At 41.5% G+C, this 16951-nt stretch carries 19 protein-coding genes; 15 read left to right on the forward strand and 4 right to left on the reverse strand.

The window, feature by feature from the left end:
* The first annotated feature begins 199 nt into the window (after nt 1–199).
* The 3 genes from H6G74_RS17365 (at nt 200) to phnE (ending at nt 2890) form a co-directional block, all read left to right on the forward strand.
* Entirely contained in the window at nt 200–1186 is a 987-nt protein-coding gene (locus tag H6G74_RS17365; RefSeq protein ID WP_190968858.1) for a phosphate/phosphite/phosphonate ABC transporter substrate-binding protein, read from the forward strand.
* A 199-nt stretch (nt 1187–1385) separates the two neighbouring features.
* Nucleotides 1386–2105 (forward strand): phosphonate ABC transporter ATP-binding protein, encoded by a 720-nt coding sequence (locus H6G74_RS17370; RefSeq protein ID WP_190968859.1) that lies wholly within the window; start codon nt 1386–1388, stop codon nt 2103–2105.
* The gene (gene phnE, locus H6G74_RS17375; RefSeq protein WP_190968860.1) at nt 2105–2890 is read left to right on the forward strand and encodes a phosphonate ABC transporter, permease protein PhnE; all 786 of its coding nucleotides are present in this window, start codon (nt 2105–2107) and stop codon (nt 2888–2890) included. Before H6G74_RS17370 ends, phnE begins: the two co-directional genes overlap by 1 nt.
* Nucleotides 2891–2906: 16 nt before the next feature.
* Here the strand turns inward: phnE and H6G74_RS17380 are convergent, their stop codons facing one another.
* The gene (locus H6G74_RS17380; protein WP_190968861.1) at nt 2907–3392 is read right to left on the reverse strand and encodes an SMI1/KNR4 family protein; all 486 of its coding nucleotides are present in this window, start codon (nt 3390–3392) and stop codon (nt 2907–2909) included.
* A gap of 127 nt (nt 3393–3519) precedes the next feature.
* Between H6G74_RS17380 and H6G74_RS17385 the strand changes: the two genes are divergently transcribed.
* Nucleotides 3520–3792, forward strand: coding sequence for a DUF433 domain-containing protein (locus H6G74_RS17385; RefSeq protein WP_190968862.1), 273 nt, complete (start codon nt 3520–3522; stop codon nt 3790–3792).
* A 360-nt stretch (nt 3793–4152) separates the two neighbouring features.
* Here the strand turns inward: H6G74_RS17385 and H6G74_RS17390 are convergent, their stop codons facing one another.
* Nucleotides 4153–4824: a (2Fe-2S) ferredoxin domain-containing protein gene (locus H6G74_RS17390; protein WP_190968863.1), complete on the reverse strand. Its 672-nt coding sequence runs from the start codon at nt 4822–4824 to the stop codon at nt 4153–4155.
* Between the two features lie 81 nt (nt 4825–4905).
* Nucleotides 4906–5160, reverse strand: a complete 255-nt coding sequence (locus H6G74_RS17395; protein ID WP_190591236.1) for an Asr1405/Asl0597 family protein — start codon at nt 5158–5160, stop codon at nt 4906–4908.
* A 252-nt stretch (nt 5161–5412) separates the two neighbouring features.
* On the opposite strand from H6G74_RS17395, the gene H6G74_RS17400 reads away from it, so the two are divergent.
* The 11 genes from H6G74_RS17400 to H6G74_RS17450 all read left to right on the forward strand — a co-directional run bounded on the left by H6G74_RS17400 (nt 5413) and on the right by H6G74_RS17450 (nt 16323).
* Nucleotides 5413–5565 (forward strand): hypothetical protein, encoded by a 153-nt coding sequence (locus tag H6G74_RS17400; protein WP_190968864.1) that lies wholly within the window; start codon nt 5413–5415, stop codon nt 5563–5565.
* A gap of 444 nt (nt 5566–6009) precedes the next feature.
* Nucleotides 6010–6564 carry a DNA starvation/stress protection protein DpsA gene (locus H6G74_RS17405; RefSeq protein WP_062294090.1) on the forward strand — a complete coding sequence of 185 codons (555 nt, stop codon included), beginning with the start codon at nt 6010–6012 and terminating at the stop codon, nt 6562–6564.
* 588 nt (nt 6565–7152) lie between these two features.
* The gene (gene carB / locus H6G74_RS17410; RefSeq protein WP_190968865.1) at nt 7153–10419 is read left to right on the forward strand and encodes a carbamoyl-phosphate synthase large subunit; all 3267 of its coding nucleotides are present in this window, start codon (nt 7153–7155) and stop codon (nt 10417–10419) included.
* Between the two features lie 748 nt (nt 10420–11167).
* On the forward strand, nt 11168–12124 hold the full coding sequence (locus tag H6G74_RS17415; protein WP_313888491.1) for an RNA polymerase sigma factor, RpoD/SigA family: 957 nt from the start codon (nt 11168–11170) through the stop codon (nt 12122–12124).
* 323 nt (nt 12125–12447) lie between these two features.
* The gene (locus tag H6G74_RS17420; protein WP_190591240.1) at nt 12448–12792 is read left to right on the forward strand and encodes a DUF760 domain-containing protein; all 345 of its coding nucleotides are present in this window, start codon (nt 12448–12450) and stop codon (nt 12790–12792) included.
* Nucleotides 12793–13077: 285 nt separating this feature from the next.
* Nucleotides 13078–13500 carry an 8-oxo-dGTP diphosphatase MutT gene (gene mutT / locus H6G74_RS17425; protein ID WP_190968867.1) on the forward strand — a complete coding sequence of 141 codons (423 nt, stop codon included), beginning with the start codon at nt 13078–13080 and terminating at the stop codon, nt 13498–13500.
* A 141-nt stretch (nt 13501–13641) separates the two neighbouring features.
* Nucleotides 13642–14424, forward strand: a complete 783-nt coding sequence (locus H6G74_RS17430) for a DUF4058 family protein (RefSeq protein WP_190968868.1) — start codon at nt 13642–13644, stop codon at nt 14422–14424.
* 136 nt (nt 14425–14560) lie between these two features.
* The gene (locus H6G74_RS17435; RefSeq protein WP_190968869.1) at nt 14561–15019 is read left to right on the forward strand and encodes a CBS domain-containing protein; all 459 of its coding nucleotides are present in this window, start codon (nt 14561–14563) and stop codon (nt 15017–15019) included.
* Between the two features lie 127 nt (nt 15020–15146).
* On the forward strand, nt 15147–15812 hold the full coding sequence (gene nblB / locus H6G74_RS17440) for a phycobilisome degradation protein NblB (RefSeq protein ID WP_190968870.1): 666 nt from the start codon (nt 15147–15149) through the stop codon (nt 15810–15812).
* Nucleotides 15813–15917: 105 nt separating this feature from the next.
* Nucleotides 15918–16103 (forward strand): DUF6888 family protein, encoded by a 186-nt coding sequence (locus H6G74_RS17445; protein WP_190672297.1) that lies wholly within the window; start codon nt 15918–15920, stop codon nt 16101–16103.
* Entirely contained in the window at nt 16093–16323 is a 231-nt protein-coding gene (locus H6G74_RS17450) for a DUF6887 family protein (RefSeq protein ID WP_190968871.1), read from the forward strand. The genes H6G74_RS17445 and H6G74_RS17450 overlap by 11 nt, the downstream gene beginning before the upstream one ends.
* On the opposite strand, the gene H6G74_RS17455 is transcribed toward H6G74_RS17450, so the two are convergent.
* Nucleotides 16320–16916, reverse strand: coding sequence for a Uma2 family endonuclease (locus H6G74_RS17455; RefSeq protein WP_190968872.1), 597 nt, complete (start codon nt 16914–16916; stop codon nt 16320–16322). The genes H6G74_RS17450 and H6G74_RS17455 overlap by 4 nt on opposite strands.
* Nucleotides 16917–16951: the final 35 nt, after the last annotated feature.

Below are 16951 nucleotides of genomic sequence, written 5' to 3' on the forward strand. Positions count from 1 at the left end.
CCGCTTCTTTCTGACTGCTGAATTTCTTTTGAAGAGTAAATTAAAAACCTGTTGGTTGCTATATTTATGATTCATCTTTATAAGTAGTCACACATAGTTCATATTGACTTTTATTCCTAAAAGTCTTAGATTCTTTTCTTGGAGTATTTGAAACTTTTTATCAAAAATACTGCTAATAGTTCCTAACGGAGAGTTAGAAATGAGTGTGAGTAAAAAGGGTGTGTTGGGTGCTGGTGTTGCCTTTGCGGCGCTAACAGGTTTGGTTGTTGGCAGTTTTGGGGCGATGCGGACGAGTGATGCTAATGCTAATGTTATGCCTCATCAACAAACGCCTCACTTACTTGCCCAAGCTAAAAGATTAAATAATTTAACAATAATTTTTCCTAGTCGTTCTGACTCTACAGATTTACAAAACAGAGCCAATGCTGTAGCCAGATTTCTCTCGAACGAGTTAAAAATTCCCGTGAAAGCCCAAATTGGTGATGATACGGCTGCGGTGGAAGCTTTGAGAGCAAATCGCGCTGATGTGGCGTTTCTGAGCAGTCGTCCGGCGTTGAAAGCGGAACAGTTAGCAAATGCAAAGTTGTACCTCGCAGAAGTCCGCGACAATTACTCTGGAAGATACACCTATAATTCAATATTTGTTGTTCCCAACAATAGCTCTTTAAAAACTAGAAATACGGCTCAAGCAACTCTGGGACAATTGCGGGGTAAGCGCATCGCCTTTACTTCCCCAACTTCTGGTTCAGGGTTTGTTTTCCCGGTGAGTGAATTAGTGAAACAGGGATTTGTCCCCAACCGCGATCGCCTGGATGGTTTCTTCGGTCAAGTAGCTTATGGTGGTAATTACAGCAAAGCCTTACAAGCCGTTGTGCGTGGTCAAGCTGATGTAGCGGTTGTTTCTGAGTATGCCATGTTCCCTCCGTACATCACCGCCCAAGAAAGAAGTCAGTTGCGCGTACTGTATAAAATCTCCGGCGTTCCCGCCCACGGTATCGCCATTGATGATGATGTCCCAGTTCAAGACAGAGAAAGATTAATCAACGCCTTACTGAAGTTGAATCAATCACAAAATAACCAACTTCTGCGTAACTTATACAATTCCACCGAATTGGTGAGAGTTGATCATAACCGTCACTTGTCCCCAGTCCGCACCGCCCTTTCTCGCATTGGAATTGCACCTTAAGAGTGCTGAGTATTGAGTGCTGAGTGCTGAGTTAAGAAAAGTACTTAGGGACTTTTGAAAAATACATCCAGAAGGAGGACAAGGAAGACAAGGAAGACAAGGGAGATAGACATATATATTGCATCTAGCCCCTACGAACTCTATTCTTTGGGGCTAGATGAGAACATCCCTTAAATCCTTACAGCCCTTAAAAAAATCGATGAATGATTTTGTAATTGAATGTCATAACTTAGAAACAGCCTACACTGCGTCTTTGAATCGTCCTATTTTGAATGGCATTAATTGTCAGATAAAACAGGGGGAGTTTGTGGTTTTACTGGGACTGAATGGTGCAGGTAAATCAACATTATTGCGATCGCTAATTGGGTTAATTCCTTACAGCAAGGGAGAAATTAAAATCAATGGTGTAACAATGACACCCCGCACACTGGTGCAGATTCGCCGTCATGTTGGGATGATATTTCAGGGCGGTGGGTTAATTCGGCAGTTGTCCGCCATTGATAATGTATTGTGTGGCAGACTGGGTGTGAGGACAACTTGGCAGACATTGTTTGGTTTCCCCCAACGCGATCGCAACTTAGCAATGGATTTACTTGCTCAGTTGGGTTTAAAAGAACAAGCCTATCAAAAAACCAGTCAACTCAGTGGGGGACAACAACAACGAGTTGCGATCGCCCGTGCATTAATTCAATCACCGCAGATACTCTTAGCTGATGAACCAATTACAGGTTTGGATGTTGTTGCCTGTCAACAGGTGATGGAAACTTTATCAGAATTACACCAGCAAGGGATGACGATTGTCACAGTTTTACATGATTTAGGTATAGCTGCAAAATACGGACAACGTGCGATCGTCTTAGATGCTGGACGTATTGTTTACGACGGAATTTGTGAAAACCTGCAAGCCCAATTTGCCTAATGTTAAATTTCAAGACTCTTCGCCGTTATCCTTGGATTAGTCCCTTACTCATCCTGTTAATTATAGTCGTAGTTTATACATGGGCTTTGCAAGGCATCAAAGTTGATTTTGAATTGCTAACCTCTAGCTGGCCGTATATCACAGACTTTATATCTCGCCTATTTCCCCCAGATACCACGGTTATAGATATAGCAATTAAAGCACTCATAGAAACAGTACAGATGTCTTTGTGGGGAACTACCGTTGGTGCAATTTTATCTTTACCCATTGCGGTAGCGAGTGCTAGTAACGTTGCGCCTCGTTGGTTGCAATGGTTAGCTAACTTACTCCAAAATGCTGTACGTTCCGTTCCTTCCATCATTTTAGGTTTGATTTTCGTCGCCGCCACTGGCTTAGGCGCACCCGCCGGAACTTTAGCCTTAGCTATTTACACCATTGGCTATTTAGCAAAGTTCTATCAACAAGCCATTGAAGCCGTCAACGCCAAATCTTTAGAATCATTGGAAGTCATGGGTGCATCAAGATTTCAGATTGTGCAGTATGGCATTTTACCCCAAGTGTTACCCTTGGGTTTAGGCTACACCTTATGGATGTTTGAATATAATATCCGCGCCGCTTCAGTATTAGGTGTGGTTGGTGCTGGGGGAATTGGCTTTCAATTAAAGAGTTATATTGATGGTTTTGAATACAACAAAGCCACAACTATGATGTTAGTGCTGTTGGTAGTTGTAACGGTAATTGATACCTTTAGTAGTAAATTACGTCAGCATCTAGATTCGATGTAGCAGTAATTACTAAGGATTATTCTTGCAATCTTTTACGGACTCCAACTTCTTCTTCTAATAATTCAGCCAGAAATTTGCTAAAGCTAGAGGAGAGCTTTTTGAAAGGAACTGACGTATATGGAATTGGTGCTGCCCCTTCCTCGTAACCATAAACTGGCGGGTCATCTCCTTCAGAAGTTCTAAAAAACCAAAATATATAGCCTTGATGTATTAAAAATACGAATGCGTCTTCTGGGAGCAGTTCAGGGAACTCATCTCTATTTAATAGTTCTTCTGCGCCTTGTCGCAGTTCTGGAAGAGACTTATAAAAACAGTTAGAACCTTCAAAAAGTCCACCAGCACAAATACCACCCCATAAGAGAAATTCTTGATAAGCCACTGGAAAAGTTAATCCAAATCGTTGTTCAAGGCAACAGACTTGCTCTTGTGTACAAGGCAACAGTTTTTTGGTAAACAAATGGCTGCATTCTGTAAAACGTGATTTTACTGTTTCAAGATACATATTTCTCTTCAGATTTCTATCAATATCAAATATTGTAGTTAATGCCTTTGTAGAAACTTCGTTCTACTTTTAGCGATCGCACTAACTGTTGATTTATGATCAAGGTTAAAATAGAGGACTTGAGTGAATGCAAACTTTTACAGACATTGGTACATTGATTGTTCGCACACCAGGAACACTTGGTGGTCGTCCTCACATCGCAGGAACCAGAGTATCTGTACAAAGAGTTGCAGCTTGGTACAAAATGGGGCTAAATGCTGAGGAAATAGTTGAAAGAATGGGAAACTTGACTTTAGCACAAGTATATGCTGCATTGACTTATTATCATGCTAATCGAGAAGAAATTGAAGCTTACCTCACGACTGAAAAGCTCGTCTTTTTAAAGTCATCTAACAACTAACCAATAAAATATTAAAAATTGGCGTTGTTAATTAGTGGGATGATGGTTAACTCACGCAGAGACGCAGAGGCGCGGAGCATAAGAGTTTGAGAGATTGGGCATTGCTGAATGAGGGGATGAATTTGATGTATTGGAAATTTTTAACTCCTTATTCTCTCTGCGTCTTTGCGCCTCTGCGTGAAATAAATCATCCTGCAATTATGCAACGCCAGTTTGAGAGATTGAATTTTTAATTTTCATCCTCATATTCAGCAACGCCAAAAATTAAATAACCCAGCTATAACTCTTGCATCTTCTTTGTCAAAGTTATAGCCAAGTTTAAAGGAAACACACTAATCTGCCAACTTTATGATTTTCTCATTAAATGGCAGAAAATTTTGCAGAAACTTTATTGAAATTAGATATATTTATTGGTAATAATTCTGAACTTTCGCTTTGCTTATCTTCTGGCTGTGGTGCAAAGTGCTTATCCATCACAGAAGCAACTTCAGATGGTTGAATCCGGTTATAGCGGGTTTTATCAGGCATCACTACATTGGGGCCTGCTTTGCAGTTTTTCATACAGCCTGTACCTTTGATGGTAACTTGGTCTTCTAGTCCGCGATCGCTCAATGCAGCCTCAAATGCTTGACAAACTGCTTTACCGCCACGTTTCCAACAGTCTGACTTTTGACACATTAAAATTGTCTGCTTTGTCTTTGCAGATTTAACCTGAGCAGCAGTATTCGTTGGCGGTTCCTGTAACGCAACTCTACCTAAATCAGAACGCGCCGCCATTACCCGTTCAGCTTTGAGTGTAAACTCACTTTTTTTATCATCATATTTCTTGGTACCGACGACTTGCAGCCAAGTACCTTTGGGCAAGCGCCAATCAAAAGCAGCCCTCAAAGGTTTCGCCAGCTTGACATAGCATTCACCCTCAGAAGTCTCTAATTTTAAACCTTTGAGCTTATAACCATCTTTAATAACAAAATCTATAAATCTGCCTTCTAAGCAAAATTCCTTAATTGATTGACTGTAGATTATACCCATATTTTTCACCCTAATTTTTTACCGACTAAGTTTGTTCTAACCACGTAACAGCTTTCAGAAATCTGTCTTTAGCTATGAATTTCAATAGTGACTTTGCCAGCTATTCTCAAGAATCTGAATTAGTTCTGGGCGACAAGCGAAAAACCGTTGCATCACACACCAAAACTGCACCATTGCCAAAGGATGAGCAATTTCCACTTGCAATGGCTGGTTAGCCTCACAAAAACAGGGAATATCTAGCTCATTTAGACGTTGATAGACTTGCCAACGGTCTGCCCAATTAATCTCTACTACGTACTTTTGGTCTATTTCTGAACCGGAACTAAACGATTTCAAGAGACGAACCCTCAAAGCGCGACGAATTTGCAGTAACTAGCCTGCCTTGGCTCCCCGATTTTGCAAATCTTGGGATCACAGCTTCTTTAAATAAGAATAACCTAAGTGCGAACAATTCTCAGTTATTTTCAGTTAAAAATATGAAAATTTCTCATTAACAGAAGGTTAAAAAGTAGCTCAAACGCTTATGTCATCAAGCTTTGACCTGATTGTAAATTTGTAAAAATTTAATAATCTTTTAGGAATTACGTAGTGGGAGGTGTGGGGAGTGTGAGGAGTGTGGGAAGTGTGGGAGGTGTGGGGAGTGTGGGGGGAAAGATTTCTTCAGCATCCTTACACCGTTCGGCTGACGCTCACGGCGAAGCCTTAAACCCTTTCACCCTTACACCCAATCTCTACAGATAATCTTTGTGCGTGAAGCTTATTTATTGATACCCAGTCATAATCAACTGGGTATTAAGTAAGAGCAATAGTAAATAGTCTGCTTTAACTCAGTGTTGCTACTGGGAAAGACTGAACAATGTGCAGGGAAATTAGGCTCAAACCCTCTTCAGTTCTGCTTCTGGGCTTTTGAGTTCTACCTTTTCCTGAATGTCTTTCTTGTTTCCTTTACTGCATGAATTTCTTAATTGGTAATTAATCCTATTAGTAAATATTTCTACAATCGCTAGATATACGCCTTAAGAAATAGTTCAAGATTGATAGACCAAAAAGCAAAAATTTGCAATTATCGCCACAAAAAATTTTAGAAATTTATGATATTCTTTGGGCTTGCTTTTATTTTCAGAATGTTAATATGTAAAAACTAAGCGGTTAAAAACTATAACTGCAAAAATAGCGAGGAGAACCATGTCTGATACACAAACTTTGTTACAAAATTTCGGTCAAGTTTACGACAATCCTGTATTGTTAGACCGCAGTGTTACGGCTCCAGTTACAGAAGGACTAAACGTTGTCTTAGCTAGTTTTCAGGCACTCTACTTGCAGTACCAAAAACATCATTTTGTTGTAGAAGGTGCAGAGTTTTACTCTTTGCATGAGTTTTTTAACGATAGTTACAACGAAGTCCAAGACCATGTTCATGAAATTGGCGAAAGACTTAACGGTTTGGGTGGTGTACCGGCTGCATCTTTCAGCAAATTAGCAGAATTAACTTGTTTTGAGCAAGAATCTGATGGCGTATATTCTTCCCGCAAAATGGTAGAAAATGACCTAGCTGCCGAACAAGCTATTATTAATGTGATTCGCCGCCAAGCCGCACAAGCAGAGAGTTTGGGCGACCGTGGTACACGCTATATGTACGAAAAGATTCTGTTGAAGACCGAAGAAAGAGCTTATCATTTAGCTCATTTCTTGGCAAAAGACAGCTTAACTTTAGGTTTTGTTCAACCTGCTCAAAACTAGAAATATCATTATCTAGCTCAGTCTTTATACGGTTGCAGCAAAATCTGATAGTTCAGAATATTAAGAGAAAGTAAAAAATGACAGAGAGGCATTCAGTATCTCTGTCATTTTTTAGTTAAATACACAAAAAATCACAAGATAAAATAATTCTTTATTTAGATATTAAAAATTATTGGCAATTGAGTAAATGATAAATATTTTTGTTTAAGAAATATTTTGTGTCTTGTAAAATATTTATATCAGATGGAAACTCATACTTAAATAATTAGAGTATGTAGCAGCTTAGATAAAAATTATTTGCGGGTAATTGCGAATTTGTGCTTTGAGAATTACTTCAAACTGTCAACACAGAAAAACGGGATACCGCGTTAGTCAAGACAAGTAAGATACATAAGATAGTAAAAGAGATATATTCTTCAATAGTCATTCGTCGATAGTCATTTGTTCTCTGTATATCCTGGTTTTCTTACTTTCTTTTCTCTAGCGGCAAAGATTTAACCCGGAAAACTTGATAATAAACAAGATGACTGAGGGCAAAGACCCTTAAAATAATCAGGATTTGTATTTTCTTACTCCAACCCCAAGACTATGCCCCGCCGTCAAGACCTGAAAAAAATACTACTGTTAGGATCTGGCCCAATTGTGATTGGGCAAGCCTGTGAGTTTGACTACTCTGGAACCCAAGCCTGTAAAGCATTACGAGAAGAAGGCTATGAGGTGGTGTTGGTCAACTCCAATCCTGCCACAATTATGACTGACCCGGAAACGGCCGATCGCACTTATATTGAGCCGTTAACACCAGAATTAGTCGCTAAAGTCATCGCTAAAGAACGCCCAGATGCTTTACTCCCGACAATGGGGGGACAAACTGCCCTCAATCTCGCCGTTGCCTTAGCTAAAAACGGTGTCTTAGATCAATATAATGTGGAATTGATCGGCGCAAAGTTAGACGCGATCGAAAAAGCGGAAGACCGCAAGCTATTTAATGAGGCGATGGCGAAAATCGGTGTGCAAGTATGTCCCAGTGGTACAGCCTCATCCTTAGACGAAGCCAAAGCGATCGCTCGTAAAATTGGTTCATATCCTCTAATTATCCGCCCCGCCTTTACAATGGGGGGGACTGGTGGCGGTATTTCCTACAACCAAGAAGAATTTGAAGAAATGGCACAGGTGGGAATTGATGCGAGTCCGGTATCGCAAATTCTCATTGATCAATCCCTCCTCGGCTGGAAAGAATATGAATTAGAAGTAATGCGCGATTTGGCAGATAACGTGGTGATTATCTGTTCTATCGAAAACCTCGACCCGATGGGGATTCATACAGGCGACTCCATCACCGTTGCACCCGCCCAAACCCTCACCGATAAAGAATATCAACGGTTGCGGGATATGTCGATTAAAATTATCCGCGAGATTGGGGTAGAAACTGGCGGTTCTAATATTCAGTTCGCCGTTAACCCGGTGACTGGGGATGTTGTAGTAATTGAAATGAACCCCCGCGTGTCTCGCAGTTCGGCCTTGGCTTCTAAAGCTACAGGTTTCCCGATTGCTAAGATGGCGGCGAAGTTAGCCGTCGGTTACACCTTAGATGAAATTAACAACGACATCACCAAAAAAACCCCCGCCTCTTTTGAACCGACAATAGATTATGTAGTTACCAAAATTCCCCGCTTCGCCTTTGAAAAATTCCCCGGTTCGGAACCAGTGCTAACTACACAGATGAAATCAGTCGGGGAAGCAATGGCGATAGGACGCACTTTTAATGAATCTTTCCAAAAGGCGCTGCGTTCTTTAGAAACCGGACGCGCGGGTTGGGGTTGTGACAAAGCCGAAAAATTACCCAGTGGCGAACAAATCCGCGCTTTGTTGCGGACACCGAATCCCGATCGCATTTTTGCTGTGCGTCACGCTATGCAAGTCGGGCTAACTATTGAAGAAATCTATGAACTTACAGGGATTGACCCTTGGTTTTTAGATAAAATGCAGCAGTTGTTGGAGACAGAAAAATTTATCAAGCGCACCCCGTTAAAGCAATTGACAAAAGAACAAATGTATGCTGTCAAACGGGAAGGTTATAGCGATCGCCAAATTGCTTTCGCCACCAAAACCACAGAAGATGAAGTTAGGGCATACCGTCAAGAGTTGGGAGTCATACCAGTTTATAAAACTGTTGACACCTGCGCGGCTGAGTTTGAAGCGTTTACTCCATACTATTATTCCACCTACGAAGAAGAAACCGAAGTTTTACCTTCCGAGAAACCCAAGGTGATGATTTTGGGTGGCGGGCCGAACCGTATCGGTCAAGGAATTGAGTTTGATTATTGTTGCTGTCACGCTGCTTATGCTTTAAAAGGCGCAGGCTATGAAACCATCATGGTCAACTCCAACCCAGAGACAGTTTCTACTGATTACGATACTAGCGATCGCCTCTACTTTGAGCCGTTAACTAAAGAAGATGTTCTCAACATCATCGAAGCCGAAAACCCCGTGGGTATCATCGTCCAATTCGGCGGACAAACCCCTCTGAAACTATCACTTCCCCTCCAACAAGCACTCAGCACTCAGCACTCAGCACTCAGCACTAAAATCTGGGGAACATCCCCCGATTCCATCGACATCGCCGAAGATAGAGAAAGATTTGAGCAAATTCTCAAGCAATTAAATATCGCTCAACCACCAAATGGAATTGCGCGGAGTTATGAAGATGCGTTGATTGTGGCTAGACGCATTGGTTATCCTGTGGTGGTGCGTCCTAGCTATGTGTTGGGTGGACGAGCAATGGAAATTGTCTACTCGGATACAGAATTAGAACGCTACATGACCTTTGCGGTACAAGTAGAGCCAGAACATCCCATCTTAATTGATAAGTTCTTAGAAAATGCCATCGAAGTCGATGTAGATGCGATCGCTGATCATACCGGACGTGTGGTAATTGGTGGCATCATGGAACACATCGAACAAGCCGGAATCCACTCTGGCGACTCTGCTTGTTCTTTACCTTCAATTTCTCTCCCCCCCGCCGTTCTCCATCAAATTCGTTCTTGGACTGTGCAACTGGCGCAAGCACTTTCGGTTGTGGGGTTGATGAATATTCAGTTTGCGGTGGTGGGTGTTGGTTCCTACTCTCCCCAAATCTACATTCTTGAAGCTAACCCCCGCGCTTCTCGGACTGTACCTTTTGTTTCTAAAGCTACAGGTGTGCAGTTGGCAAAACTGGCATCATTAATTATGTCGGGTAAAACTCTGGAGGAGTTAAACTTCACAGAAGAAGTCATTCCTTCACATATTGCCGTCAAAGAAGCAGTTTTACCCTTTAATAAATTTCCGGGTACAGATACAATATTAGGCCCGGAGATGCGCTCAACCGGTGAAGTGATGGGCATAGACAGCGACTTTGGCCGCGCCTTTGCCAAGGCAGAGTTAGCTGCTGGTGAGCGTTTACCCCTAACTGGTACTGTATTTGTATCCATGAGCGATCGCGACAAAGCCTTAGCCATTCCCGTAGTCAAGGAGTTTATTGACCTGGGCTTTACTGTGATGGCGACTTTCGGCACACGCCAAGTACTTCAAGAAAATAACTTAAAGGTTGAGTTGGTGCTGAAACTCCACGAAGGCCGTCCCCACGTCCTGGACGCAATTAAAAACCAGAAAATTCAACTCATCATCAACACACCTTCCGGTGAAGAAGCGCAAACCGATGCCAAACTCATCCGCCGCACAGCCTTAGCTTACAAAATCCCGATTATTACTACCATTGCTGGTGCTAAAGCCACCGTCGCCGCTATCCGTTCTCTGCAAAATACGACTTTAGACGTAAAAGGCATCCAAGAATATTGTCTGAAGCGAGAGCCGTAATTCTGCCCGGCGTGGCACTTAATTTGACTGGAGTATGAGGGGTTTGGAGGCAGTGTAAAGATTTCGCTTGTCTCCTACCCTTTTTTCATGAATCTGCTTTAAGCAGTATTTACAAGGAAAATTAAGTAATTATTATAGAAGAAACCTTATGGTTAATATTGAGATATTTTAACAAATATGAGTAAACTAATTTTTCTCTCTGCAAATTTTTATTAACTAGCAAGTGCGATCGCCCTCATACTATCTCAAGTAATTATACTCAGTTCAAACACTTGATTCATAGGAGTTTCAGCCTAAAATAACCAGTTAATAACTTTTAACCACCTATTGACCACAGTCTATGGTTCTCATTATTGCTGTATGCGGAATCGAGGTTGATTAACCACTGTGTTGAGACTATTACAACCATTCTCAAATTCAATCGTTTTCAGTCTGTGGGGCTTTGCAATCCTTTTCATAAATGTTACAATTATTAACAAAGTTTAAAGATGTAAGGTGTTGTTCTAGCTACCTTTATCCATCCGTAGATACTTGTACAATCTCAGAAAAAACTGTAACGTCTAGCAGTTAATAGCCTAAATTGATTAATAAAATCTGCCGCCCGTAACGGAAGCGTAAATCGTAAACCATATCATGTGTTCCCAAGTCAATTGGGCAGCACCTCAAAAAGCATCTATTTATCAGTTATCTACTAGTTAGTTGAATGACTCAAGCAATCAACCCCCCAACATCACCAATGAGTAGCGCCATCAAGACGGCCCCGACAGCTACAGACCTCGTGCGGACTTATCTGCGTGAGATTGGCCGTGTACCCCTGTTAACCCATGAAGAAGAAATTCGCTACGGTAAACAGGTGCAGCGTTCAACAGCTTTACAAGAACTTCGAGAATCTTTAGCTGACAAGTTAGGTCATGAACCCACCTTAGAAGAATGGGCGAAGGAAGCCAAGCTTGATACAACCGAATTGAACAAAGCGATCGCCGAGGGTGAAATTGCGAAACGTAAAATGGTCGAAGCCAATTTGCGCTTAGTCGTATCCGTCGCCAAGAAATACATCAAGCGCAACGTAGACTTACTTGACCTGATCCAAGAAGGTAGCATTGGAATGCAACGGGGTGTAGAAAAATTTGACCCTACCAAAGGTTATCGGTTTTCTACATACGCTTACTGGTGGATTCGCCAAGCAATTACGCGGGCGATCGCCGAAAAAGCCCGTACTATCCGCCTACCCATTCACATCACCGAAAAACTCAATAAAATCAAAAAAGCCCAGCGTCAGTTATCGCAAAAACTCGGACGCGCCCCTTCAGTCGGCGAATTAGCCCAAGAACTAGACCTAACTCCCAAACAAGTCAGAGAATATCTCGAAAAAGCCCGTTTACCCCTTTCCTTAGATTTGCGCTTGGGAGACAACTACGACACCGAACTCGGAGAAATGCTAGAAGATCCTGGTGCTTCTCCCGAAGAGTTTGTCATGCAAACCTCCCTCTCATCCGATTTAGAGCGAGTCATGGCCGAACTCACCCCCCAACAGCGAGAAGTCATCACCTTGCGCTTTGGGTTGATTGACGGTCAAGCCTTAACCTTGGCCAGAATCGGTGAAATCTTAAACATCAGCCGTGAACGAGTCCGCCAAATCGAACGGGAAGCCTTAAACAAACTCCGCAAATCCAAAGCCACCATGAATGAGTATTTGGCGAGTTAGTTCTTAGTCATTTGTCATTGGTTATTAGTAGTTCACAGAAGAAGCTGAGGGGCAGGGAGCAGGGAGCGGAGGGGAAAGATTCTCTTCCTTGCGCTCTGCTCCCTTACCTCTTTTCACAAATGACCAATAACCAATGACTAATGACCATTAGGCGAGAAAATACTCCGGTTTTGGTACGGTTACACCGACTTCTATGTGAGAATGTGCCTGTTAAATTATTTAACAGGAACAACAAAACGGCAGCGATCGTTAAAGATAAGACAGGCACATCTCATTTCAGTTGCAAACATAGCCACCAGCAACAGTAGTACAGGAGGTTAAACGTGAGTAACCAATCCAATCGAGTCTCAGAAGAATTTTTCCCCAGCGACGCATCAGAAACCAGTAATTTACTGTGGCAATATGTTAAATCTTTAAGTCCCGAAACAGTAAGCCATTTATCTAAACCAACATCGCCCGAAGTCTTCCAAGTCATGGAACGCAACATTGTGGGTTTGTTAGGTAACTTACCTCCAGAACACTTCAATATGACCATTACAACCAGCCGGGAAAGCCTTGGTCGTCTGCTGGCTTCCGCAATGATTAGCGGTTATTTCCTGCGTAACGCTGAACAACGTATGGACTTTGAAATGGCGCTACAAGGTACAGAAACCGATAATCAAGAATAGGAATAGAGACAAGGGAAGAAGATGTTTAGACATTAGATTTCTCAGAATAGATTAATCAATAGTTCTGAAATCAAAACTTGTAGCTTTGGGCGACTTCTGCGACAATATTTAAGAAATTAACAGAAATTTGACTATCAATCATATAAACTCGGCAGATTCAAAATTATCCTGCCGAGTTTTTTGATCAGTCTGTTAGATACCCGACTTCTTCAAGAATTAGGGAATCTGACCACTCCAGTTGATTAGATAAATCACTAAATCTGTAATCTAAAATCTAAAATTGATATGACTTCTATTCCACATAAAATTATTGGTGTCGCCGTTATTTGGAATGACCAGCAGCAAATTTTAATTGACCGTCGTCGTCCACAAGGTGCAATGGGTGGTTTATGGGAATTTCCTGGGGGCAAAATTGAACCAGGCGAAACCATAGAAGAATGTATCCGGCGAGAAATAGCCGAAGAACTAGGTATAGAAATTGTAGTCAAAGACCATCTCATCACTATCGACCATACTTATACCCAATTGCGTGTAACTTTAACCGTGCATCACTGTCACCTGTTATCAGGTATTCCCCAACCGCTAGAATGTGAGGAAGTTCGCTGGGTAAGCTTAGATGAATTAGAAAATTACGCCTTTCCCGAAGCTAATGGTCAAATTATCGCCGCTTTAAAAAGTGCTGAGTATAAAGTGCTGAGTGCTGAGTAAAGCAGTTCAATTAAGAGAATAGTAGGTTGGGTGTAGCGATCGCGGAACTCAATAAAATCTTGAGAATGTTGGGTTCCGTTCCTCCACCCAACCTACACAAGTCTAAGTTGTTGCTTTTGACTTTTAACTTTTTACTTACTTATGCCTTCTCCATTTCCTGGGATGAATCCCTATCTAGAGCATCCAGCATTATGGTCGGGGATTCATCATCGCTTAATAACTGCGATCGCTAATGATTTATCACCACAAATTCGACCAAAATATATTGTTGCGATTGAAGAGCGTGTTTATCAAAGTAGCGGTGAGGAATCTTTATTAATTGGTGTTCCTGATGTATCAGTGCAACGAGCGAGGGCTAACATCAATCAACCCAATAATATCGCCCTTGTGACTCCCAATGTTGAGCCAATAGAAGTAACAATTCCTTTGCCAGAAGTCATAACAGAAGGTTATTTAGAAATTCGGGCAGTACAAACCAATGAAGTTGTTACAGCCATCAAAGTTCTTTCTCCTAAAAATAAGCAATCTGTGATGGGTCGCTTGCAATATGAAACGAAACGTCAAACAGTTTTAGGCAGTTCTACTCATTTGGTTGAAATTGATTTACTCCGTCAGGGAAAACCAATGCCGATTTTGGGTAAAACCATAGAAAGTGATTATCGAATTTTAGTTAGCCGCAGCGAAGTCCGCCCCAAAGCAGAACTCTATGGTTTTAATCTCAAAGATACTCTTCCTCAGTTTGCCTTACCTTTGCACCCAGAAGACCAAGAACCATTCTTAAATCTCCAAAAGGTCATCAATGATATTTATGACCAAGGTAGTTATGACTTGAGAATTGATTACACTCGTGACCCCATACCAGTAATATCAGCCACAGATACAGCTTGGCTGAGTGACCTGCTGCATCAACAAGGTTTAAGGTAAGGAGTTGTCAAACAAATGACAAATGACAAATGACCAAGTATTGTCCACAAGTAACAATCTATTAATTCAATTCAGTTCATCCCGGCAATTTTCTACAATAATGCCAGAGACTGTAAAAAATGGTGTCAGCAAGCAAATGTCTAGAAATGTTGACGACGTAATGAGCCGCAACCCGATTGTTGTTCGGCCGGAAACTCCTCTAAAGGAAGCTATTCAAATTTTGGCAGAGAAACGCATCAGTGGGCTGCCTGTGGTGGATGGTGTCGGTCAACTGGTGGGGATTATCTCTGAAACAGACTTGATGTGGCAAGAAACTGGTGTAACTCCGCCTGCCTACATTATGTTTTTGGATAGTGTGATTTATTTAAAAAATCCTGCCACTTACGATCGCGATTTACATAAAGCGTTAGGGCAAACCGTGGGAGAAGTGATGAGTAAACATCCGGTCACTATTTCCCCCAACAAAACCTTAAAAGAAGCAGCACAAATCATGCACGATCGCAATGTACATCGCTTACCTGTATTAGATAGTGAAGGTCAAGTGGTTGGCATACTTACCCGTGGCGATGTAATTCGGGCAATGGCTGCAAGTTAATCATGGTCATTGGTCATTAGTCATTTGTCCTTGGTCATTAATTGGGAGTTTCTTGACTATTGACTATGGACATTTGACGATTAACTATGGAGATTTTTTAAAACATTTTAGAAGTTAGGATCATTAAATGAGTATTACTCCTGAGTCGGTAAGACAAATGCTCAGTTCTCAAGATTTGGGCGATCGCTTGCGTGCTGTCAATCAAATCCGCGAATTAGAACCCGCAGTGGGTTTAGAACTTGTGCAGATTGCTATAGGTGATAGCAACTCAAGAGTGCGTTACTCAGCTGTGAGTCAGATGGATACACTCGGTACACAGGATTTGCAATTGTCTTTGGATATTTTACGCGATCGCCTGCACAATGACCCTGAAGCCGATGTGCAAGCCGCCGCCGCCGATTGTTTAGGTGCGCTTAAATTACACGATGCTTTTGTAGATTTACAGCACCTTTACCACTCGACTAATGAGTGGCTAGTTCAATTCAGCATCATTGCAGCATTAGGCGAATTAGGTGATCCGCGTTCTTTTGACTTACTGCAAGAAGCCTTGTCATCCGAAAATGAATTAGTCCAAACTGCTGCGATTAGTTCCTTTGGTGATTTAGGTGATACCGCCGCAATTCCCTTATTAGCACCATACTCTACTAATCCCGATTGGCAAATGCGCTATAGAGTCGCCCAAGCCTTAGCCAGACTGGGTGGCGCAGAAGCCAAAGCGATATTAGAAACTATGGTAAATGATGAAGTCGAAGCCGTCGCCACAGAAGCACAGAAATCTTTGCAGACTTTTTAGTGATTCGTTAATTTAGGCGATCGCACCATTGTGAGTTGCAGGTGCGATCGCTCTCCCCACCCTAAAAGTCTTAAGATTATTTGTGTCACAATTGACGAAAAGAATATCTATCCTACAACCAGGCAAGCACTGATGTGTATGATTATTTGCCAGTATTTGTCCAATTTCTACCGGGAAATTCAGCTATTTCGTTTTAGTGACAAAACTGGCAATGTGTTTATTTTGGCAGGTGATGAACTGCAAATCCTGGTATTTCGTGATGGAACTTGGAGATTTGTCAATGAAGCCTAATTTTGCCCAGATGTCTACAAAAGAATTGAGAGCTTATGTACTGGCTCATCGAGAAGATATAGAAGCATTGGAAATTTTATTTAGCCGTCGGACTCCTGATTCCCAAGCAATTATCTATCCATCAATGTTTGCTGAAGATGGTACGCCAATTGAAGAGAATATTCGGATAATTGAGGAAGCGATCGCCAAAATAGTTCAGAGAGAAAATAATCAGGGTTAACTGATTCTATTTAAAAAGGCTGTATATTCATTGATAGCATCATATTGGTCAGCCATTCGTGCATATTTCGCTAATACATCCAAATTTAAATCGGGTAACAAATTACTCCGATTAGCTTTGATATAGCTGTCACCTTGCAAACAATAAACTGATAATAAACCATCTTCCCAAAACCAAACTTCAGTTACTCCCAAACGTCGATAAATTTCTAACTTATTAATTCCACCACTTGTAACAGTTACTTCTAAAATTAAGTCGGGAATTGGTTTTTTTGTGCCTAAATTATAAGACTCATCCGGTTCTCGCCGTGTATTGTCTTCCTTTTTACCTATAGTTGCACTTCCCCGTCCATAAAACCGGATATTCTTCATCCGCATATAGACTTCTAGTAACATCGCCAGAGTTTTTTTATTATCCTCGTGGTCATCAGACAGGGGTGACATAATTTCGAGAAGACCATCTAAATAACTTAGGCTTGCGTTTGTCCCAGCAAGAGCAACATCAAGCTGTTCTAATTGTTCCCAACTGACATTGGAAAGAAGAACATAGGAAGTCTCGACATTACTAGGTTGTTCCAAAACAAGGGAAGACATAAGCTAGAGTATAGAGTTGCTTGTTTCTATAATAA

Source organism: Nostoc spongiaeforme FACHB-130 (assembly GCF_014698475.1).
Taxonomy (GTDB): Bacteria; Cyanobacteriota; Cyanobacteriia; order Cyanobacteriales; family Nostocaceae; genus Nostoc_B; species Nostoc_B spongiaeforme.

Excerpts from the sequence above, each read along its gene's own strand:
- H6G74_RS17450 (WP_190968871.1), top strand. The coding sequence starts at position 16,093 with ATGAAGCCTAATTTTGCCCAGATGTCTACAAAAGAATTGAGAGCTTAT.
- H6G74_RS17455 (WP_190968872.1), bottom strand. The coding sequence starts at position 16,916 with ATGTCTTCCCTTGTTTTGGAACAACCTAGTAATGTCGAGACTTCCTAT.
- phnE (WP_190968860.1), top strand. The coding sequence starts at position 2,105 with ATGTTAAATTTCAAGACTCTTCGCCGTTATCCTTGGATTAGTCCCTTA.
- carB (WP_190968865.1), top strand. The coding sequence starts at position 7,153 with ATGCCCCGCCGTCAAGACCTGAAAAAAATACTACTGTTAGGATCTGGC.
- nblB (WP_190968870.1), top strand. The coding sequence starts at position 15,147 with ATGAGTATTACTCCTGAGTCGGTAAGACAAATGCTCAGTTCTCAAGAT.
- H6G74_RS17405 (WP_062294090.1), top strand. The coding sequence starts at position 6,010 with ATGTCTGATACACAAACTTTGTTACAAAATTTCGGTCAAGTTTACGAC.
- mutT (WP_190968867.1), top strand. The coding sequence starts at position 13,078 with ATGACTTCTATTCCACATAAAATTATTGGTGTCGCCGTTATTTGGAAT.
- H6G74_RS17430 (WP_190968868.1), top strand. The coding sequence starts at position 13,642 with ATGCCTTCTCCATTTCCTGGGATGAATCCCTATCTAGAGCATCCAGCA.
- H6G74_RS17435 (WP_190968869.1), top strand. The coding sequence starts at position 14,561 with ATGTCTAGAAATGTTGACGACGTAATGAGCCGCAACCCGATTGTTGTT.
- H6G74_RS17365 (WP_190968858.1), top strand. The coding sequence starts at position 200 with ATGAGTGTGAGTAAAAAGGGTGTGTTGGGTGCTGGTGTTGCCTTTGCG.
- H6G74_RS17385 (WP_190968862.1), top strand. The coding sequence starts at position 3,520 with ATGCAAACTTTTACAGACATTGGTACATTGATTGTTCGCACACCAGGA.
- H6G74_RS17370 (WP_190968859.1), top strand. The coding sequence starts at position 1,386 with ATGAATGATTTTGTAATTGAATGTCATAACTTAGAAACAGCCTACACT.
- H6G74_RS17380 (WP_190968861.1), bottom strand. The coding sequence starts at position 3,392 with ATGTATCTTGAAACAGTAAAATCACGTTTTACAGAATGCAGCCATTTG.
- H6G74_RS17390 (WP_190968863.1), bottom strand. The coding sequence starts at position 4,824 with ATGGGTATAATCTACAGTCAATCAATTAAGGAATTTTGCTTAGAAGGC.